14 protein-coding genes are annotated in these 21,786 nt (G+C 32.2%); 7 read left to right on the top strand and 7 right to left on the bottom strand.

What is annotated here, in order from left to right; genetic code table 11:
- Positions 1-17: 17 nt before the first annotated feature.
- On the bottom strand, positions 18-560 hold the full coding sequence (locus GVV10_RS07825; RefSeq protein ID WP_201290022.1) for an NADPH-dependent FMN reductase: 543 nt from the start codon (positions 558-560) through the stop codon (positions 18-20).
- Positions 561-717: 157 nt separating this feature from the next.
- Entirely contained in the window at positions 718-2,070 is a 1,353-nt protein-coding gene (locus GVV10_RS07830; protein ID WP_159521386.1) for an MATE family efflux transporter, read from the bottom strand.
- Positions 2,071-2,132: 62 nt separating this feature from the next.
- Between GVV10_RS07830 and GVV10_RS07835 the strand changes: the two genes are divergently transcribed.
- The 3 genes from GVV10_RS07835 (at position 2,133) to guaA (ending at position 5,528) form a co-directional block, all read left to right on the top strand.
- Positions 2,133-2,951, top strand: coding sequence for a MerR family transcriptional regulator (locus GVV10_RS07835; protein WP_159521388.1), 819 nt, complete (start codon positions 2,133-2,135; stop codon positions 2,949-2,951).
- Between the two features lie 140 nt (positions 2,952-3,091).
- Positions 3,092-4,225, top strand: coding sequence for an IMP dehydrogenase (gene guaB / locus GVV10_RS07840; protein WP_159521390.1), 1,134 nt, complete (start codon positions 3,092-3,094; stop codon positions 4,223-4,225).
- A 10-nt stretch (positions 4,226-4,235) separates the two neighbouring features.
- Positions 4,236-5,528 carry a glutamine-hydrolyzing GMP synthase gene (gene guaA, locus GVV10_RS07845; protein ID WP_159521392.1) on the top strand — a complete coding sequence of 431 codons (1,293 nt, stop codon included), beginning with the start codon at positions 4,236-4,238 and terminating at the stop codon, positions 5,526-5,528.
- Positions 5,529-5,668: 140 nt separating this feature from the next.
- Here the strand turns inward: guaA and GVV10_RS07850 are convergent, their stop codons facing one another.
- Positions 5,669-6,421 (bottom strand): class I SAM-dependent methyltransferase, encoded by a 753-nt coding sequence (locus tag GVV10_RS07850; RefSeq protein ID WP_159521394.1) that lies wholly within the window; start codon positions 6,419-6,421, stop codon positions 5,669-5,671.
- A 1,303-nt stretch (positions 6,422-7,724) separates the two neighbouring features.
- On the opposite strand from GVV10_RS07850, the gene GVV10_RS07855 reads away from it, so the two are divergent.
- A complete protein-coding gene (locus GVV10_RS07855; protein ID WP_159521396.1) occupies positions 7,725-8,840 on the top strand; it encodes an ABC transporter permease in 1,116 nt (371 codons plus the stop codon).
- Between the two features lie 10 nt (positions 8,841-8,850).
- Positions 8,851-9,522, top strand: a complete 672-nt coding sequence (locus GVV10_RS07860) for an ABC transporter ATP-binding protein (RefSeq protein ID WP_159521398.1) — start codon at positions 8,851-8,853, stop codon at positions 9,520-9,522.
- 97 nt (positions 9,523-9,619) lie between these two features.
- Here the strand turns inward: GVV10_RS07860 and GVV10_RS07865 are convergent, their stop codons facing one another.
- Positions 9,620-9,955 carry a transposase gene (locus GVV10_RS07865; RefSeq protein ID WP_159521400.1) on the bottom strand — a complete coding sequence of 112 codons (336 nt, stop codon included), beginning with the start codon at positions 9,953-9,955 and terminating at the stop codon, positions 9,620-9,622.
- A complete protein-coding gene (locus GVV10_RS07870; protein WP_159521402.1) occupies positions 9,952-10,863 on the bottom strand; it encodes an ISL3 family transposase in 912 nt (303 codons plus the stop codon). The genes GVV10_RS07865 and GVV10_RS07870 overlap by 4 nt, the downstream gene beginning before the upstream one ends.
- Positions 10,864-10,966: 103 nt before the next feature.
- Between GVV10_RS07870 and GVV10_RS07875 the strand changes: the two genes are divergently transcribed.
- A protein-coding gene (locus tag GVV10_RS07875) for an IS3 family transposase (protein WP_201290023.1) occupies positions 10,967-12,330 on the top strand; the annotation gives its coding sequence in 2 pieces (ribosomal slippage) (positions 10,967-11,467 and positions 11,470-12,330; 1,362 coding nt in all).
- 129 nt (positions 12,331-12,459) lie between these two features.
- On the opposite strand, the gene GVV10_RS07880 is transcribed toward GVV10_RS07875, so the two are convergent.
- A complete protein-coding gene (locus GVV10_RS07880) occupies positions 12,460-13,311 on the bottom strand; it encodes a KilA-N domain-containing protein (RefSeq protein ID WP_159521406.1) in 852 nt (283 codons plus the stop codon).
- A 661-nt stretch (positions 13,312-13,972) separates the two neighbouring features.
- On the bottom strand, positions 13,973-14,845 hold the full coding sequence (locus GVV10_RS07885) for a toll/interleukin-1 receptor domain-containing protein (RefSeq protein ID WP_159521408.1): 873 nt from the start codon (positions 14,843-14,845) through the stop codon (positions 13,973-13,975).
- Between the two features lie 1,234 nt (positions 14,846-16,079).
- On the opposite strand from GVV10_RS07885, the gene GVV10_RS07890 reads away from it, so the two are divergent.
- On the top strand, positions 16,080-21,773 hold the full coding sequence (locus GVV10_RS07890) for a DUF4011 domain-containing protein (RefSeq protein WP_159521410.1): 5,694 nt from the start codon (positions 16,080-16,082) through the stop codon (positions 21,771-21,773).
- Positions 21,774-21,786: the final 13 nt, after the last annotated feature.

The following is a 21,786-nucleotide window of genomic DNA, read 5'->3' on the forward strand; positions in this document are numbered from 1 at the left end:
TTAAGCTCCTTTTTTGTTTAGCGAATTGTTTTTAGCGCTTTTGCCCATCGAGTTACCTGATCCATCATTTGATTCATATTATGGTCATGGTAAGTTTGAGGTTTAAAATCACTCATATTTTCAAAGTCTGTCATTAATGAAAATGTAACCATAGTTCTAACAGTGGCGACTTCTTGTTCAGCAAGGCTGGTACGATAAGCTTGAATTGCTGCAAGACCACCTAAACCACCATAGGCAACAAACCCAACAGGTTTATTGTGTAATTCTGGTTGTAAATAGTCTAAAGCGTTTTTAAATGCGCCTGGAATTGAACGATTATATTCTGGTGTTACAAAAATATAGCCGTCAAATGATGCGATTTTCTCAGACCAAGCTTGTATAAATTTAGCTTGATCATTGCTTGGTGATGTTCCTAATAAAGGTAAATCGTAGTCTTTTAAGTCAACAATTTCATATGTGTTGCCATCTTGGCGTTTTTGGGCAAAGTCAAAAGTCCACTTTGCGACGGCTTCACCATTTCGTCCTTCTCGGATACTTGCTAAAATAATTCCAATTTTCATGATGTAATCCTCCATTTTTATCAGTATATGTGTGCTTGTTTTGTTGCACTTTAATTATAATTCTAGGAAACTTTCTCGTGGATGGAATTGTCATGAAAACTAGCATTTATGGTATAAAAAAATGATGCTGTATGGTAAGCATCATTTAGATCGGAGTTTACTGACTCCATTGGTTTTCGTATTGGTGAACTGTTTCACTGACTTTGGCTTGTTTAAACAGAGTGAGTGCGAATATCAGTGAAAGTGATTCTGATAAAAGAAGGGATAACCAAATACCAGGTTCACCGAATAACTTAGGCATAATAGCTAAGGATATCAGAACAAAGATGAGACCTCGTGCTAAAGAAATACTAATAGCTCGGTTAATGGATTCTGTTGCCGTAAAATAACCATAAAAGATAATAACGAAGCCTAATGGTAAATATGAGAAGGCAAAGAGTCTAAATGCATAAATTGCATGGTTAAATAAATCAAGGTTATCTGGACTGATAAACATGCTAATAATAGGGGCTGGTAGAATCATCGCGATCAGAAATGCAATCAATGAAGCGATCCCTGCCGAAATAAGAGCGACTCTAAGAATGTACTTGTAGGATTTGGAATCTTCTTTTCCATAATAATAACTGACCAAGGGTTGCATTCCTTGATTTAACCCTAACATTGTCATTAAAACGAGTTGATAAACATAAGTAATCACGGTATGGATGACGATGCCATCGTTACCGATATTCGTTAGTAAGACATGATTAAATAGGAAAGTAATGGAAGCGACCGATGATTCTGTTAAACTATCCGCAATCCCGATTTTCGCCATCGATAAGATCTCACTAAGTCTTAATTTTACTTTAATAAAAGTGAAACCATTTTTATTGATTAAATAATGACTAAAGAATATTCCAAATGTAATAAGTTGAGATAGTCCGGTAGCTGCTGCGGCACCCTTAATGCCATAACCAAAACGAATCACAAATAAATAATCTAAAATTATATTTGTAAAAGCTCCAGTTAAGACGGCTGTCACAGCTTTCTTTGGAAAACCATCGGCTTTAATAAGAACTTCTAAGTTATAAGCTGTCATATAAAATGGGAAAAATAAAACAATAACTGATAAATAATCCTTCACGTAGTGATGGGTTTCAGGGCTTGACCCTAAAAGTTTTGCAAAGAAATCAAGATTTGTAAATGTTACGAAGGTAAAGATTAATCCTAAAACAAATACGGTAATCGTACTAATTGTAAAGACTCTATTTGCATTTTCTTTATCATTTTTTCCTTTGAAAATTGAGGCTCTAGTACTGGCTCCAACAGCCCATAGAATACTAATACCAAAAGCAATATTGATTAAAGGCATTGAGATATTAACGGCTGCAAGCGCTGTTTCACCGACACCTTTTGCGACAAACATTCCATCAACCATGGTGTATAAAGTGTAAACCCACATGGAAATGACGGAAGGAATCGCTAATTTAAAGAACTCAAATTTAACGTTCTTTTGATTTAAAACTGTCATTTTAACACTCCTTGCTTAAGATTATAAACCATAGTACCATACTAGAGTAAAGGAGGAAACACATGAAAGATGAAAAAAGATACAAAATAGGTGAAATATCAAAGGCATATGGTATCGGTGTTGACTCGTTAAGGTACTATGAAGAGATTGGAATTCTCCATCCCAAGCGTGAGGCAAATAATTATCGTATGTATAGTGTTGAAGATATTCGTCGCTTAAATGTATTAAAAGAGTTGCGTTCTCTTGGGTTTTCTTTTGAAGATATTAAGCATCATTTACTTGATTTTGACTTAAATGATACGCACTCCTTATTTAAAAATGAGATTGAAATCATTTATCAAAAAATTAAACGATTAGAAACTTTGAAAGATATCCTAGAACAACGCATTGATAAGATTGAGAAGAAAAAAGATTTACAGTTATCGGATACGCCTATAATTAAGGACATCGATAAGCGATATATCATTCAATTTAGTGATAATTTGTATCATGATGAAGAAGTTGATTTTGTTCTTAAGAATATTCAAAATACTGATAATGACCTCTATATGATTGGTCGAGAGGAAACGGGCGCAATCATACCCTTAGATGAGATTGCGAAAAAAGGGTATGGAACCTTTAGTTCTGTTTTCTTTTTGAGTGATGAGGATGTGCATAATAGTATTATTGAACAAGGGACTTATGTTTGCATGGCGGTTTATGGATCTTATGATAAATTACCATCAGCATGGAACAGACTACTGGCTTATCTTGAAGACCACAATTTAGAGGCCATTGATAATCCGATTGAGTTATACATCGTGGATAATCACTCAACATCTAAAGTTGATGAATATATTACAGAATTGCAAGTTAAAATAAATCCTCTTAATCACAAATAAAAGGCATGAGACTTGTGGGAATCATTAAATTACGAATTAAACCTTTAAATGTAAGTGTTTACTGAAAAAAACGACCAAAACAATGGAAATTGTTGGTATAATTCTGTATAATATAGCATAAGATTTAGGAGGAACAGATTATGATGAACGGTAAGGTAGTAAAAGAAGCATACACATTTGATGATTTATTGTTAGTGCCTGCAATGTCACAAGTTGTGCCAGCAGAGGTAGAATTAAAGACGAGATTAACTGAAAAAATCACGTTGAATATTCCTTTAGTTTCTGCAGCGATGGATACAGTGACGGAATCAGAAATGGCAATTATGTTAGCAAAACTTGGTGGAATGGGTTTTGTTCATAAAAATATGCCGATTGAAGATCAAGCAGGAATGATTGCGAAAGTTAAAGAAGCAATCATTGAAGATGAATTTACCAATGCGAGTGTTAATGCTGAAGGTAAACTTGTTGTTGGTGCAGCTGTTGGGGTTGGTCAAGCAAGTTTAGAGCGTGTTGGAGCGTTAGTAGCGGCTGGCGTTGACATTGTTGCGGTAGATAGTGCTCATGGTCACTCACAAGGTGTCTTAGATACTGTGAAGATGATTCGTGCAGAATTCCCTGACTTAGATATCGTGGGTGGTAATGTTGTTACTGCACAAGCAGCAACAGACTTAATTTATGCTGGAGCCAATGTCATTAAAGTCGGTGTTGGGCCAGGTTCGATCTGTACAACACGTGTTGTTTCAGGTGTTGGTGTTCCTCAATTAACAGCTGTTAATGATGTCTATCAAGTTGCTAAACAATATAAAGTCGGTGTTATTGCTGATGGTGGAATTAAGCTTTCAGGTGATATCGCTAAAGCTCTTGCAGCAGGAGCAGACTGTGTCATGTTGGGTGGATTACTTGCTGGAAGTGAAGAAACTCCTGGTGAAGTCATTGAAGTATTTGGTAAAAAAGTAAAAGCATACGTTGGAATGGGGTCACTAAGTGCTATGAAACGTGGATCCAGTGATCGTTACTTCCAAGGTGGCGTTTCAGAATTGAATAAACTAGTTCCTGAAGGAATTGAAGCCACAGTCCCTTACAAAGGAACAATTCGTGATGTTGTCTATCAAATGATGGGTGGTGTCCGTTCAGGAATGGGATATTGTGGTTGTGCAAGTATTGCGGAAATGCACGCCAAAGCTCAATTTGTAAAAATCACAGGGAATGGCTTAACAGAAAGTCATCCTCATGATGTTGATAATGTAAAAGATGCACCAAACTATAAAGGATAGGAGAGAATTAATGAAACAAGATACAATTGTTGTAATTGATCTAGGAAGTACAGAAAATGCAGATATCGCACGTTTCGTAAGAAAACAAGGTGTTTATAGTGAAGTCTTGCCTCATGATATTACCAAAGAGGAATTACTTGCAAAAGATACTGTTAAAGGAATTATTTTAAATGGTGGGATGAATCGTAACGTAGATGGGAATAACGTTGTCATCGATGATGCCCTTTACGCACTAAATATTCCAATCATCTCAATTGACTATCCAGAAACTAAGGCAAGCGTAACCTATGATGAAATTCCAAGTGAAGAAATTCTAAAAGACTTTGTCTTTGACACTTGTAAAGCAAATCCAACTTGGAACGCACAAAACTTTATCGAAGCAGAAGTCAAACGAATTCAAGATGAAGTTCAAGATAAGAAAGTCTTACTTGCACTATCAGGAGGGGTAGACTCCTCAGTCGTTGCTGCATTATTAATCAAAGCCATCGGCAAACAATTAGTCTGTGTTCATGTTAACCACGGTTTAATGCGTAAAAACGAATCAGAAACAGTGGTTGAAGTATTTGGAAAAGATTTAGCAGAAAACTTAGTCTATGTTGATGCTAGCGAACGCTTCCTAACAAAACTTGAAGGCGAAGCAGACCCAGAAAAGAAACGTAAAATCATTGGAAACGAATTCATCAAAGTATTCGACGAAGAAGCAAGCAAACTCAATGGTATTGATTATCTTGCTCAAGGAACCATTTACTCTGATGTCATCGAAAGTGGAACCAAAACATCAAAAGGCGTCAAATCACACCATAACGTCGGTGGTTTACCCGAAGATATGCAATTCAAACTCATCGAACCGATGGCACAACTCTTCAAAGACGAAGTTAGAGAATGTGGTGTTGCCCTCGGACTCCCTGAAAGCATGGTTTATAGACAACCATTCCCAGGACCAGGACTTGGTGTTAGAACACTCGGCGCAATTACCCGCGAACGTCTCCACGCAGTCCGTGAAGCCGACGCAATCCTCCACGAAGAATTTGCGAAAGCAGGACTCGATAAAAAAGTATGGCAATACTTCACTGTCATTCCAGAATTCAAATCAGTCGGTGTCACTGATGGTCACCGCACCTACGAATATCCAATTATTCTACGTGCAGTCAACACCGTCGATGCCATGACCGCATCCATCGAACCCATCGAATACGAAGTACTCGGAAAGATCGTAGACCGCATTCTTTCAGAAGTCGACAACGTCAACCGCGTACTTTACGATCTTTCTCCTAAGCCAGTCGCGACGATTGAGTGGGAGTAGTAACACTTTGGCTATGTAAAAAAACGAAAGTCCACTATTTAGTGGACTTTTTTGATGTTTATTTTAGAATAGTGTGATAAATAGATTAAGTGATGTCAAAAATTATAACTCAATATAACTAGTCATTTGGTTAAAACTACTTATAAAGGTTTCATTAAAACGATTAGATATCGATGTTCAATAGTATCAACAAAGCCATTGGTTTTAAGCTTAATATCCAATTCGTTTAGCTTCTCAAAATGCTTCCTAACTGAGAAACCAGGAAATTCCCATTGAATGATCTTAGCATAATAAACAAGAGCACCGATATCGAAAAATTTTAGTGATGCATATGCTTCATCACGTTCTATCATAGTAAATCCAATCTTTTTAGCAAGATCTAGATTGTAAGCTAATGTATTCACTACATCTACTACATGAGGTGTATCTAGAATAAACTCTGCTAATTGATAATTATTCATTGCCCCCACTTGTTGTGTAACAAAGTAACCACCAGGTTTAAGTGTTCTAAATACTTCTGATAAGCTGAGGCTCTCATGACGATTAATGATCAGGTTAAAAAAATCATCATCGAATGGTAAAATATCATTATCACAAAAATGCACTTTAATCCCAAGCGGAGCTAGTTTTTTCATGCAGAGTTGATAGTTTGGGGGGTAACCTTCGGTGACGTATGTTTTATCTAATGGATGTGATAAAGATAGCAAGTATTCTCCGTCGCCAGTTCCCATATCTAATAAATTATCTCGTTTATCAAGGTATTTCTTTACTATTTTTGAGTAATCCCAAGGTAAATCTTCCATATGCCAACGATTGTCGATACGAGAAAAATCCCATCCTAAAAAACTTGCACTTTCCTCTTCAAGCCAAAATTTTAATTTATTGTTTTTCATTTTTATTTTATCCTTTCGTAACAGTAGATTGTTTACGATACGATAAAAATACGACGGTACTCGATACGTTGTCGAAATTTATCGCATCGAGACGATAATTCGTTTCATATAAATGCCTCCTATATAGATAGTTTACTCTATTTTATTTAACTTATCCAGAATTAGTTGTATTGAAGGAAGTCTTGAGATAACACATTGTAGTTGAATCTCGTATGCATTGCTTATTGTAATTTTTGCTTTTTTAAAGTCATCAAAATCTAAGCATGACCTTGCTTGATTTTGATAAATGAACGCTTGTATCAAAATCATTCACAGTTTCAATGTTCATAAAGTAAATGTATTTATGAACTTGTCTTTCAATGATAACCAGCTCCATATAACTTAATGAATATTTTTCTTAATTAAACTATTTATATAAATATAAAATGTATATTACTATACATCTACTTTCATCATTGCTATTATTGACTAAAAGAGTATTATTTCAAGGTAATTGTTCTAACTTATATTAAGAATTTTATAGTTGTCACAATCGTATTTATAGTAGTTGATTATTTATAGATTGATAAAGTTACTCTAAGGTTCTATTGAAAAGAAATAAAGTATTTGTTCTAAAAGGTTAGTTATCTTCTGACTATTGATTTGATTAATGAAAAAAGGGTTTTAAATAGATAGTAGAGTAGATTAAAATTCAGACGAAGAATGTCTATCTACGTACTTATTTATAATTCGTATTCAAAGACAAAGTCTAGAAGAGTTCCTTTGAAACTTAGCAATTACTTTAAAATCAAACTGATTTCTATCTATTATGTTTAGAAATTGTAGTTTTATTATTTTAGATTATCTTTTAAAATTTATTAGATCATTACTGATAAAATTAAATGTTAAGATTTGAGAAAATATGATTTTGGGAGGTTGGATCGCCTGAAGAAGTCCCATATTATTTTGGTAAATGTTTTTCTTGGTGGTAGTAATTTGTATGTCTTTACAAGAACTATTACTCGTATATCAAGATTATTTTACAGCATTGGTAAACAATGGCATTTGAATTTCTTTACTTAAACTCAAAATATAAAAGTGAATTTTGGATTACTATTGTATATTTTGACAAAATGGGCTAGAATCAAACAAATTAATCTTGAAAAATTTTAAATTTATGAATGATTTTTGAAAAACATTATGGGAAAGATAGTCTTTTTGTTCAATTAGAATTTCTGACATCGAAAGAGGTATTGTTCTTAGCTATTTCAAAACTAGAGCTAGTAATGAATGATGATATTAAATTGTAGAGGAGGGCAAAAAAATGTATTTAGCTTTAAAGGAAATTAAGAAAGAAAAACTAAGGTTTATATTGATAATTGTAGTTACAGCGCTTATTGCTTTTGTTGTCTATTTTTTAGCATCACTAGCTTTTGGACTTGCACAACTTAATCGAACTTCCATCGATTACTGGAAATCGGAAGGAATTATAATATCGAAATCAGCCAATAGGAATATTTATAGTTCTACTATTGATTTGAATAAAGTTGAAGAATTATCGCTCAATATTGTAGATGGGATTAATGTTGCTAGTGCTACAGTCTACATTAATGATGAAAAACAAGGTACACCTACTGATTTAGTATTCATGGGTTATGACCTTAATAGTAGAAAAATAACTGCACCTGTTATAGAAGGAAGAACAGTTAACTCAGAAAACGAGATTATTATATCATCAAATATAAGAAATGAGATAGATATCAAACTAAACGACACAGTAATTGTTGCGAAATCTAAAAGACAGTTTAAAGTAGTAGGATTTACTCAAGACTCTAACTATAATACAGTTCCAGTTGCATACGTAAGTAAGAAAATGGCTACGCAGGACATGTTATTATATGAGAAAGATGATCCAGAAATAGCTTCTGTTGCATCACCTAACACTAATTTGCACGAGCGAGTATCAGCAATCTTAATATATGATTCAGGGTATACAGATAATTTTAAGGATACTGATTTGGAGTATATTAACATTGATGATTTCATTAAAAATCTTCCGGGGTATCAAGCTCAAATTCTAACTTTTGGACTAATGATTGTATCATTAGCGACCATATCATCTATAATTATTGGTATATTTATGTACATTTTGACAATGCAGAAGAAATCAATATTTGGTGTTCTCAAGATACAAGGATATCAAAATTTATATATTATGAAATCAGTGCTTTATCAATCCATACTATTGATTATTGTAGGTTTCAGTATCGGACTTTTGTTAACAATAGTAACTGTCAATTATTTACCGGCGAAGGTGCCTGTTGAAATATTCTGGCCCTTAAACATTGTTGTGACACTATTTGCGGTTGTTTGTTCTTTTTTAGGGACATTATTTTCAGCTAGAAATGTTTTGAAGATAGATCCGCTTGAGGCATTATAGGAGGTATACAATGATCGAAGTAAAAAACATATCAAAGGATTTTATAGATGGTAATAAAGTCAACACAGTTCTTAAACCTACTAATATCACAATTAATAAAGGTGAGTTTGTCGCCATTGTTGGACCCTCAGGTTCTGGTAAATCAACACTTTTGACAATTATTGGTGCTCTTCAAAAGCCAACCCTAGGAGAATTATACATAAATAATAACAATGTTTATAATTTTAACGAAAAAGAGCGTTCTAGTTTAAGATTTAATACCATTGGCTTTGTATTGCAAGGATCTAATCTAGTGCCTTACTTGACGGTTAAAGAACAGTTTCAATTGAAACTTAACCAATCAAAAATGAAGAACAAGGGGGATAAAATCGATGAGATGTTAGAAAGACTTTCCATTTCTCATATTGAAAACAAATATCCAGAAGAAATTTCAGGTGGAGAAAGACAAAGAGCAGCGATTGGTTTAGCGTTGATTCTTGAGCCTCCTATATTATTAACTGACGAACCAACTGCAAGTTTAGATAGTGATAAGGCTTTTCAAGTAGTGGAATTACTTGAAAAGATTTCTAAGGAGAGCGAGACTAGTATTATAATGGTTACACATGATAAAAGAATGCTATCTTTTTGTGACAGAGTTTTAGAAATGAATGATGGTGTTATTAATGAAATTAAAAACTTCTAGAAATTTAGTATTGGTGGACCATAAATCATAGATATTTAGTCGAAGGCTATCACAAAAAAAATTGTGGTAGTCTTTAGTCTATTGGTACCATTGTACTTCAAGTTAATAATATTCGTGATTTAAAGTTATCAAAACTTCTATAACCAAAAGCAATTCGTTTAATAACTTTGATTAAGTTGTTTGTTCCTTCCAGTTTTCCATTTGAATATTCATGAGTTAAAGCATTATTTATAGAATCCTTGTGGTATCTTAAAGTTTTAATTGTTGTGATAATACATTTAGGATAATCAGAGTAATCATTTTTAATTAATCGATTGAAACTGGTGACATCTCGATTGCGTATTGCCATTCTCAGTCTTTGCATCAGATGATAGCTTTTATCTAAATCATCATCTAATCGGAGGAGTTCATGAACGACTTGTGCTTGTGTCATTTTATAATAAAAACCATACAGTGAATCTGATCAAGTTCTTCATAGTTCTTTAAAAGCAATTTACAATATCTTTTTGATAAACGAAAGTTGTCTTTGTTTAGCTTCATACACTGTATTCGTACATTGTTGAACGAACGATTAATTAATTGAACGACATGAAAGCGATCTGTAATGATGATCGCATTAGGGAAGCATTGCCTTATGAGCTCAATATAGCCTTTGTACATGTCGATGCATACCGTTTTAACCTTAGCTCTAACTTCCCTTGGATACTGATAGAAGTAGCTTTTTAGATAGTTTATATGGCGATGTGTTAAGATATCGATCACTTTACCTGTTTTAGAATTTGCATAAATAAAAGACATTTTTCCTTTGACCTCTTTAACTGATTTGAATTCATCAAATGCCAAATGTTCAGGAAGACGATGATAGTTAATGATGAATCCATCTTTAATCGAGTGGACCCATTTATGAATTGTTGTGTGAGAAATATTATATCGTCGGCTTATATCATAGACAGATTGTTTTTCTTTTAATTCAAGTAACACACTTAGAAATGTGTTCTTAGAAATGCTCCGGTTATAATCGACAAGTCTTGTTTTTGCTAGAAATGTCGCATCACAATGTTTACAGTAAAAGCGTTGTTTTTTTAGACAAAGTAAAGCGTTCATCGATGATATTTGAGGTAAAATAATGTTGCACTGTTTGAATCCGTACTTAATGACATCGTGATTATCATTAACGATGCCACAACATGGGCAAGAACTGGGTGGATTATAAGTGAGTTTAGCATGAATTATTTTAGTATCGACACCATTCACTTTCTTTGTTTCTATGGCATCTTCAGAAATAGTAATATTTTTGTCTTCAATATTAAGTAAATTTGTAGTATTATTACAGTTAGACATTGATGATCAGCTCCTTTCGGTTTCGCGACTATATTATATCGGGCATGATCATCAATGAACCGAACCCCAAATCTTAGACAAAGATAAGGAGGTTCGGTTTTTTATGGCTAAATTGACTAGAAATCAAAAAATAGAATTATATAATAGACGGAAGCGAGGTGAAAAAGTAACTGACTTATGTCGAATATTTGGGATACGAAGATCTAATGTAAACTATTTAATTTCTTTAATTGATACTCATGGTACTGATATATTAAGAAAAGATAAGAATAAGAAGCATTCTTCTGAGTTTAAGTTACAGACCATTAATCGTGTTTTGATTAATTATGAAGCAGTAAATTCGGTTGCTATTGATGTTGGATTGGTATCTCCCGGTATGCTTTGCAATTGGATACGAAATTATAAAGAAAATGGGTATAATGTTATTGAGAAGAAACGAGGTAAATTATCAATGACAAAACCTAAAAACAATAAATCAAGTGACTTATCAACCAAAGAAACAGTTAAATCCTTAGAAGAGCGAATTCAATATTTAGAAGCGGAGAATGAGTATTTAAAAAAATTAGATGTTATAGTGAAACAAAGGGTGGAGCACGAAAAGAAGAAAAAGTAAAAGTTGTCTCCTCACTACGACATAAATATCCCCTAAAGATTTTGCTTAAAATTGCCGGTTTATCCCGTTCGACATATTATTTTTATATGTCGAAAATTGATAATGATTTTAAAAACGATGACATAATGAACTTGATTATCAAAATTTACTACGACAATAAAGGACGTTATGGCTACCGTAGAATCACGCTCGAACTGCGTAATAGAGGTTTTATCGTAAACCATAAGAAAGTCTTAAGACTCATGAATAAAATGGGATTACATTCAATCATTCGAAAAAAACGTAATTTTTCAACCTATAGAGGAACCACGGAAACAGTTGCACCCAACCATATTGAGAGAGATTTTGAGGCTTCTAACCCCAATGAAAAATGGTTTACCGATGTCACAGAATTTAATCTTAGAGGTGATAAAATATACTGTTCACCAATATTGGATGCTCATGGAAGATTCATCGTTTCCTACAATATCTCAACGAGTCCAAACTTAAACCAAATTAAAGATATGTTGACTAAAGCTTTTTTAAACAATTCAAACTATGATGATTTGATTTTGCATAGTGAACAGGGTTGGCAATATCAACACGCATATTTTGTAAAAGAACTGAGTGAGAGAAATATTCAGCAAAGCATGTCTAGGAAAGGAAATAGTATAGATAATGGTTTAATGGAAATTTTTTTTGGAATTATGAAATCAGAAATGTTTTATGGTCAAGAAGACCAATATGAAACAATTGAAGATCTAATAAAGGCAATCGATGAGTATATGGATTATTACAACAACAAACGAATTAAAACCAAACTAAAAGGATTAACTCCTGCACAGTACAGGAATCAACCCTTAGTAAAAGCTTAAAATAAACCGTCCAAGAAAACGGGGTCAGTTCACAATGTCCTTTTTTTTTGCTCAAAGCATAAGAAAAGGTGTTGGTGAGATAATTCTCATCAACACCAGAGTTTCAAGAGCCTGTTTCTTTGTATATATTTATTTTTCAATAGATTTATTCCCTTCTATTTTCTTTAATGAAGAGTTTTTTAATAGAGATTTTAATTGGAATCGAGCCATTTGATTTAATTTTTTTAGTCTTTCAGTTTGTGGTACATTCTCTGCAATGAATTGAGCATTAGCAGACTCAAGGTTTGCCATTACTATTAATTCTTCTATAGTAGCGTAATCCCTCATGTTTCCTTCTTTTTCTGGGTTGCTCATCTTCCATTCCTTAGCAGTGGATCCAAACAAAGCAACATTTAACAAATCAGCTTCATCTGCATAAGTTATACCTATTTGCGCTTTAGTTAATTTATTATGGATGAGATTTTCATTTATAGAATCAGTATGGATACGGTAATTAGTTTTTGATAGCTGCCTTCTAAGGTTCCAGTCTGTAGACAACCTATATTGCTCTTCTTCTCTTAGTCTTTGATAGTCTTTGATTATATATAACTTAAATTCTGGTGAAACCCATGAAGCAAACTCAAAAGCTATATCTTTATGAGCATAAGTACCGCCATATCTTCCTGCTTTTGAGACGATTCCAATAGCGTTAGTTGACTCAATCCATTGTTTAGGAGTTAAAGAAAAACTATTAAGTCCAGCTGAATTTTTAAACGTATCGAATTCGACACGGTTAAAATTTTTGTTATGTATTTGTTCCCAAAGACCAATAAATTCCAATGTATTCCTATTTCGCATCCAGTTTTGAATTACAAACCTAGGATCAGTAGCATTTTTTTGCTTTGCAATATCCGTTAAACTAATAAAATCATCTTGATTTTCATAGGCAATTACTGATATTTCATGTCCCTGAGCTTTTAATTTTAATTTTTTTTCTGGCATTTTATCTCTCCTTCAGTTAACTTTATTAAGATTACAAATTAAACGGAACATTAGGGAAAATAATTTTTTTGTTATATAGATGCTTATCATTTAAACCTAGAATTTTAAGGTAAGATAATTACAAACATCAAATTACTCATCAGAAGTTTCTAGATTATATTGTTTATTCTCGTCTCATCTCATTCAATAAGTAAGTTTTTTAGATTCATATTGTGTAAAAGTAACGCTATTGTAGAGTCTTTTACTGAGGGTCCAATTTTTTAAACCTCTTCTTAATCAAAAAGATATTTCCTAAACTAAAAAAGAAATATGAGTGTGGTTACTCAAGGTAGAGACAACACAGCCCAAGACTTCAGTTGATTTTATATCTAATTCCTTTTATATAAATTCCCTAAGTAATTTTAGTTTTTTACCTGAAAGTTCTTGGTACATCTTCAATTAGTATTTTAACTGATTATATCAAAAGATATCATTTAGAGCAACGTCGAATGATTACACTTAGGTAGACACTCCAATTCCTTTCTTTTAATATTAAACAACAACTAAATGTAAAGTAAAGTATTGCATTTCCCTCTCATTGTTTGATTCGTTTTCCTTTTGGGGTTTGAAAGTAACACTTCAGGCTTTCTCAATAGGAGCAGAAATTATTTACTTGTTTATATTACAAATGTTCTTGAGAAGCCTGAAAAAATTCATTAAGTTCTTTCGCGATTTCTTCAGGGGTCATTATTCCTGTGTTCATTGCTAGTTTTCCTGCTAGTGTAGGGCTAAAATCTTGAATTTCTTTTTTTGTAATATCATGCCAAATTGGTAAAATAACCTTCCCACCATTAGACTCAATTTGGAAAAGAGCTTCTAGTTCATAGTTTGTCCAATACTTTTTGATATAATTTCTCGATAAAATAACTACACCGAATTTGGACTTTTTAAGCCCTTTATCAATCTCTGCCCTAATACTATCACCCCATTTTATGGAAATGCCGTCATACCAAACTTTTAAACCATATTTTTCTTGAAGAATTTTTGAAAAATCATTACAGAAAGATTCCTTATCCTCAGCTGCATGAGATAAAAACACATCAAATTCTTCTGTTCCTTCAGAATTGAATATATTTTTTTCAGTGGTAGAGATAGTGGCTTGTTCAGTCACTTGTTTTGTTAATTCTAAAATTTGCTTTTCATAAGTAGCGAAGACCTTCTCTTGCTGTTTGGCTAATGATTTTGCTTGTATAGATTCTTCCTTCTGCAACTTTAGTGTTACAGCAGATAGACTTTTCCTCTTATTAGCAATCTTTTTGTTAATATTAGCTTTATCTGAAAGGATTTTGTCTAGTTCTTTTTGATAACCTTGAATCTGCCTCGTTTTCGTTCTTAATGTAGAGGCAGAAGTGTTTTTAGTGATACTTCTTTGCGTTGTTCCAATCTTCTTTGTCCTGTCAGCTTCTTTTTTAACCAAATCAGCCATTTTTTTTTCTAATGTTGCTATATCTTTGTTTAATTGATTTACTGTTCTTTGCACTTGTTGAACGCTCATTAAATAACCTCCATTTGTTTTTCTCTTATCTAATATTATATCAAATTAAAGATTATACAGCATTATGCAGTGTCAATACTTTTTAAGACAACTCTTTGAGATTTTTTTTAGCTCGCAAGTGGTGGTTTGAAACCAATCCTGAAATGCATTAGTTGAATGTAATATCAATTAACATAATCATCTGTTTTTTGTTTTTTAGTTCCTCGATCGATGAAAATTCTTCATCTACCCATTCTAGTTTCAAAGTACTTATTGTTTACTCGGCTACCACATTAACTAATGGTGTACCACTTCGACTTAATGAATGTTTAATATCAAAAGTTGAGGGTATGGATTGAATTTAACTACCACCAAGTTCATTTCCTCTATCTGTATGAAATATTTGATTCTCAGTAAGTAGAAAGTCAATAGATGCAAAGGCTTTTGAAACTAATGTAGTTCCATTTACCATTGACACGAACATATGTTAAATCGCTTACGATTGTTATATGTGGTAATGTAGCAGTAAATTTTTGTTGTAACTTGTTCTTGTTTAAGGCTAGTTTAATACGAAGTGATTCTTAGTTTTCTTCGATCTATCAAATATTTTCTTAATTCTATGAGTTTTTTTGTCAGGACTTTTATTATCTAATTCTTTAAATAAATTTGAAACTGAATATTGATTCAACAATTTATTAAGTGATGAAGGTGTAAGATCATTTTCACCGATATAATCTAATGGTGTTTTCCATTTTTAAGCAATTCTACTATCTATTATAAATTTGTCTGTAAAAGTTCCTCTAGCTCTTCTAGTTCTTTTTGTCACAAGTAATGCTTTCTTTTCTACTATTTTATCATGTTTCATAAAGTGACCTGGTTTTACTGTCTTAACTAGTGTAGCTTATTCAGTCATTCGTGATCATCTAAATGTACATTAAATCTATGAAAATAGTATATAAACCATAACGAACTAACGAACTGGTGAATGCCAGAAATTTAATGAAATCGTGAGATGTTTCTGTGTTAAATATTCAAGTGTGAACGCATGAATTATAAGAAAAATAATCCACGATACTCATTAGGATTATGAGCAAGTGATCACAACAAAGTCATTAATTAGGATGGTCGTTGGTTAATGGAGCAAAGATCACATTTATACTTAATTTATAGAAAAATGATAGTTTTTTTGATTCTGGAAACTAAATCGTATTTATTGTAATATATAGATAAAGAATAAAGGAGAGGGGATATTAAGATGTTTAATGTTTATGTAGATTATAATCCCAAAATTAATTATACTACAGGATTAAATGGAATTAATTTAGTTAGAAATATTAGGATAGAAAATAACTCCGACGAAAGCTTTGAAAACATCTCTATAGAGATTGATTTACCAACTGAGATTTCTAATAAAAAGTATGTTAAAAGCTTTGATATCACAAAAGAATCATATTTTAATGTCAGTGTTGGTCAAGAATTAAAAATAGATTTATCTTATTTATCAAAGATTGAAGAAACAGGCCAATACAAATTCGATGTAAATATCATAAAAGACGATAAAACAATATATTATAAAGAATACGAATTTGAAATTTTACCTTTTAATCACTGGCTTGGAATATCAGTTCATCCCGATCTTGTGGCTTCTTTTATTTCACCAAACAATAATTCTATTACCAGCATAGTTAGTGATGCAGCAAAGATTGCAAGAGATAATAATTTTTCGATGGCAGGATATCAAACAGGTTTACAAAAAAACGTTCGGAAACAGATCAATGCAATTTTTGAAGCAATTAGAAAATTAGAGATTAATTATATTCCTTTACCACCAAGTTTTGAAGAAGTTGGACAGAAGATTAGAAGCATTGATGAGATTGTTGAGCATAAAATAGCTAATTGCTTGGATATTGCTGTATTAGCAGCATCTTGTTTAGAAGCCGTGAGCCTTAATCCTTTCATTGTGATTGTTAAAGGTCACGCTTTTGTCGGTGCTTGGTTGGAAGATAAAACTTATCCTGATTCAATTATTGAAGATAGGTCATTCTTTCTCAAGAGACTTGCAAATGGAGTGCGTGAAGTCGAATTATTTGAATCTGTTCTTTTAACATCAAATGATACCTACACCTATAATGGAGCTATTCAAGCAGCTGAAGATCAAATGGAAATTGCAAATAATTTCATTATGGCTATTGATGTTAAGCAAGCTAGATCAATGATGATAAAACCTCTTCCTAAAGCTAGAGATTTAATCTTAGATACGCAAACTGAATCAACTCATAATTCCAATGGATCAATATATATTGACGATATAGATTATCAAAAAGATGATATTTTAGTCACTGATAAGAGTGCACGAGATAAAATGCAGTCATGGGAATCAAAACTACTAGATTTAACCCTACGAAATAACTTATTGAATTTTATACCAAGAAAAAGAAATGTGTCATTGGTTGAGCATGATTTGGGTATACTGGAAGATAAGTTGTCAACAGGAACTGAGTTTAGTATTTTAGCAGCACCTGAATTTATTGAAGTAGAGAATAAAAAAGAAAAAGTATTTTCATATACTCGTACAGCCCAAAAAAAATATCTGGAGTTCATGAACAATGAGATTAAAAATGGACGTTTAGTTTCTTTACATTCAGAAATTGAACTTGATCGTAGCCTAAAAGAATTATATAGAGATTCAAAAGTTTCGATTCAAGAAAATGGTTCGAATACTCTTTTTGTTGCTTTAGGATTTTTAAAGTGGTTTGAAAGTGATTTAAGTGAAGTGCCACGGTTTTCACCAATTATACTTTATCCTGTTGAAATTGTTAGAAAAGGTGGAGGAAGTGGATATAAAATTCGTTTTAGTGATGAGGAAGTTCAAGTTAATACAACACTATTAGAGAAAATTAGAAATGATCTTGATATTGAAATTCCTGGACTGAAACCTTTACCACAAGATGAAAATGGTATTGATGTTCCTTATATTCTTAATACAATGAGAACAGCCGTTAAAGATAAAGATCGCTGGGATGTTGTTGAATGGGCTTATTTGGGTATTTTCTCATTTAACCAGTTTGTAATGTGGGAAGATATCAGAACAAGAACAGAAGATATTCTGGAAAATAAAAATGTTAGAAGAATATTGGGGCATGAACAGGAAAAAACTAAACAAGAGGAGAAGATAGATAACATTCCTTTATTTTTGATGCCTGCTGATTCTTCACAAGCTCTTGCAGTTACTAAATCATTAAAAGGTGAAGACTATGTATTATATGGACCACCAGGAACAGGAAAATCTCAAACTATTACAAATATTATAGCCAGCTCCTTGTATAATGGTAAAACTGTATTGTTTGTTGCAGAAAAAATGGCAGCATTAGAGGTAGTGCAAGATCGATTAAACAGTATTGGTTTATCGGACTTTTCATTAGAACTTCATTCAAATAAATCTAAAAAAACAGAGGTTTTACAAAAAATAGGTAAGACTTTAGATGTTGAAAAAAGAGGAGAAATAGTTGGTTTGGAACAAGAGTTAGAAAAGTACAAAATAACTCGTAAAGAAGCTAAAAACCTACTTTTAATGGCAAATATAAAACAAGATAATGGTATGACTCTGTATGAAATGATGAATATCTATGCCCAATCAATTGATGAGGAAGATATTGATTTACCAAAAGAAGTATATTTAAGATTCAATGAAGAAAACATGAATGAGATTCTGACGCAAACAATTGAAATTGATGAGCAAGCTAAATTATTGTCTGATCTAAAAAACCATCATTTAAGTAGTATAAAAACATCAATGTTAAAAATGAAAGACAAACAAATCTTAGAATCGTTAATCTATGAAATATCTGAACTGACAAATGACGTTGTCAAAATAAGTAAAGAATTAGGCGAACAAGATTATATTTTAGGTAGATTAGAAGAAAAAAACGCAATTTTAGATGTGCTAGAAAAAACAGTTAGTGACGAAATTTATTTTAAAGCCTACTTTGAAAGTAAAGACACCGAAGCGTTTGACTCTGTTGTGTCTATATTGATAAGTTTGGAAGAAGAAAAAAATAATAGACTACAGAAAATCACAAATAAATTAAACGATTCTGTTTTGAATGAGAATATTTCAATAATTGAACAAGAGTGGCAAAGCTCTCAGCTGACATGGTTTCTACCGAAGTACTTAAAACAAAATGCGATTTTAAAAGTTTTGAACCGACATGCAGATAAAAATAAAATTACAAAAGACGAAGTAGGGTTATTGATAGAGAATATCAAAAATTATAATGGACTTGTTTTAGAGATTCACGAAGTTTTTGAAAGTAATAACCAATTGTTTACGGAAGTAAAGAAAGGGAAAACGTTTGATTTCAAGAAATTTGAACTACTATATGAAAAATCTCAAGAATATAAAAAATTGAGTGACAGGTTACTGTCCTATGATAAAAGCATAAATTTTGATGGATTTGTGAATAAATTTGTGGAAAACAGACAGGACTACAAAATAAAAAAAGACCTAATATCTAAGCTGATTCAATCGGATAGGAATTTAAAATATAAATTAGAAGAGTTTGAGAAACTAGCGTTAGCAGATGTGTTTACGAATGAAGATGAGTCTTGGCTAGAATCAATGCTTACAAAATTTGAAAACATGAAAATATCACTCGATGAACTAGACTTATGGTTGAACTATAATCAATCAAAAGAAAAGTTGGTTTCTGCAGGTTTTTCAGAGTTTGTACAAGCCTATGAAGAGAAAAATGGGGATTATAATTTATTTGATACAATTATAAAAAATCTATCGTATTCCTATATTGTTAATTTAATTGACAAAGATCAAAAATTATATGGGTTTTCTGGTACAACTTCGAATTTAAAACTTGAAGACATTAACACCTTCAAGAACTCTATTAATAAATTACTAGAAATAGATCTATATGAACGATTAGCTCGTGAACTACCCGATAACAAGTTTAATGCTAACCCAAATTCTGAGATAGGATATTTAAAGAAAGCGGTTGGTAATGGTGGAAGAGGTATTTCACTGCGTGAATTGTTTAGTAAAGCACCAAATGCCTTACAAAAAGTGGCACCTTGTATGTTAATGAGCCCTATTTCAGTGGCTCAGTACATTAGTCCGGATAATCCCAAGTTTGATTTAGTTATATTTGACGAAGCGTCACAAGTCGAAACACATCGTGCGATTGGAGCAATCTCAAGAGGATCTCAGGTTATCGTTGTTGGTGATCCGAAGCAACTACCTCCTACAAGTTTTTTCAAATCTAATGTTGAGGACGAGTCATTTGAAGAGTCGGATTTACCAAGTATTTTAGATGAATTAATTTCACTTTCATTTCCTGGTTATTATTTAAAGTGGCATTATCGCTCTAACCATGAAAGTTTGATTACATTTTCTAACCAGACATACTACAATGATGAACTATATACATTCCCATCAACAAATAATAAAGTAAAAAAAGTAAAAAATATAAATGTAAATGGAACTTTTGGTGTACCAAAGAGTGGTCAAAATATTAAAGAAGCGAAAGCAATACTTGACTATTTGAAGAATCTTTTAGTTTATGAAAAAGATTTAACGAGATCTATAGGAGTTGTAACATTTAATCAACCACAAAGAGCTCTAATCCTTGATATGGTAGAGGAAGAGATGGAAAAGTCAAAAGAATTTTCAGAAGCAGTTAGAAGTTTAGAAGAGGAGTTTTTTGTAAAGAATATTGAAAATGTTCAAGGAGATGAAAGAGATTTAATTATTTTCTCCATTGGTTTTGGACCTAAAGAAAACGGTCAAATGAGCATGAACTTTGGACCGATTAATCAAAAAGGCGGATCAAAACGATTGAATGTTGCAGTCACAAGGGCAAGGGATGAGATGGTTCTGTTCTCTTCATTTCCTGCATCAAGAATTGATTTGAATAGAACTAGTAAACAAGGTCCAAGTGATTTAAAAAACTTCTTGGAATATGCTCAATCAAATTTAATAATGCAATCGGAATCTACGAAATATAACGAAGAAAAAAATTCAATATTATTACAATTAAAAAAAGAATTAGAAAAAAGAGGTTATAGTTCAGAGATAAAGATGGGATCTTCAGGTTTTAAAATTGATTTAGCGATTGAAGATAAAGACAATCCAACACAATATATTGCAGCGGTTATGGTTGATGGTGGATTTGGAGAACAAGATTCTCTAGATGATCGTGTAAGTACACAAATGACAATGTTAGAAAGACTTGGTTGGAAAACAATTAATCTTTGGTCAGTTGATTGGTTTAAAAATAGAAGATTAACAATTGATTCCATCATAAGAAACATCGAGCAAAAAGAAGATAATCACGAAATAGAAGATATAACTCCAATTCTTGAATTTAACGAAATAAAGTCAGATGAATACTATAAATATGAATCTGTATTATCTAAAGATTTTCTAGCAGATATTGAATATGTTACCGTTGAAGAATTTTACGAAAATTCTAGACTAAAAGAAAAAGCAGTCCAAATTTTAAAACAAATAGTTGAAGCAGAAGCGCCAATTATGTTTGACACATTATGCCGTAGAGTAATGTTGAAATTTGACTTGAAAACTCTCACAGATAAAATGAGAAACCATTTTTTATCAATTCTCAGTAAGTCAGGAGTCTATATGGATATTGAGAATACTGTTTGGAGTAGTGTAGAAGATATGCATGAGTATAATTCTTTTAGAATTCCTGGTGAAAAAAGGGACTTTTTAGAGATTCCTAAAGTTGAACTAAAAAATGCGATTATCTTTACACTTAAAAATCAATTATCCTTAACAGAGGAAGAGTTGCATAGAGAAATATTTAAAGTTTTCGGCTATACTATGTTAGGAAAAAATTCTAAGATTCATTTATCTACTGTTATCAAAGCTATGGAATCAGAAACCATTAATAAAGTTGATAATCAGTATAATATAGTTTAGTCCTAGTGATTAA

Source organism: Erysipelothrix urinaevulpis, from assembly GCF_009828835.1.
In the GTDB taxonomy this organism is placed as follows: Bacteria; Bacillota_I; Bacilli_A; order Erysipelotrichales; family Erysipelotrichaceae; genus Erysipelothrix; species Erysipelothrix urinaevulpis.

Coding starts and splice junctions, on each gene's coding strand:
- GVV10_RS07870 (WP_159521402.1), bottom strand. CDS start 10,863: ATGTCTAACTGTAATAATACTACAAATTTACTTAATATTGAAGACAAA.
- GVV10_RS07865 (WP_159521400.1), bottom strand. CDS start 9,955: ATGACACAAGCACAAGTCGTTCATGAACTCCTCCGATTAGATGATGAT.
- GVV10_RS07880 (WP_159521406.1), bottom strand. CDS start 13,311: ATGCCAGAAAAAAAATTAAAATTAAAAGCTCAGGGACATGAAATATCA.
- GVV10_RS07825 (WP_201290022.1), bottom strand. CDS start 560: ATGAAAATTGGAATTATTTTAGCAAGTATCCGAGAAGGACGAAATGGT.
- GVV10_RS07885 (WP_159521408.1), bottom strand. CDS start 14,845: ATGAGCGTTCAACAAGTGCAAAGAACAGTAAATCAATTAAACAAAGAT.
- GVV10_RS07830 (WP_159521386.1), bottom strand. CDS start 2,070: ATGACAGTTTTAAATCAAAAGAACGTTAAATTTGAGTTCTTTAAATTA.
- GVV10_RS07860 (WP_159521398.1), top strand. CDS start 8,851: ATGATCGAAGTAAAAAACATATCAAAGGATTTTATAGATGGTAATAAA.
- GVV10_RS07850 (WP_159521394.1), bottom strand. CDS start 6,421: ATGAAAAACAATAAATTAAAATTTTGGCTTGAAGAGGAAAGTGCAAGT.
- guaB (WP_159521390.1), top strand. CDS start 3,092: ATGATGAACGGTAAGGTAGTAAAAGAAGCATACACATTTGATGATTTA.
- GVV10_RS07890 (WP_159521410.1), top strand. CDS start 16,080: ATGTTTAATGTTTATGTAGATTATAATCCCAAAATTAATTATACTACA.
- GVV10_RS07855 (WP_159521396.1), top strand. CDS start 7,725: ATGTATTTAGCTTTAAAGGAAATTAAGAAAGAAAAACTAAGGTTTATA.
- GVV10_RS07835 (WP_159521388.1), top strand. CDS start 2,133: ATGAAAGATGAAAAAAGATACAAAATAGGTGAAATATCAAAGGCATAT.
- guaA (WP_159521392.1), top strand. CDS start 4,236: ATGAAACAAGATACAATTGTTGTAATTGATCTAGGAAGTACAGAAAAT.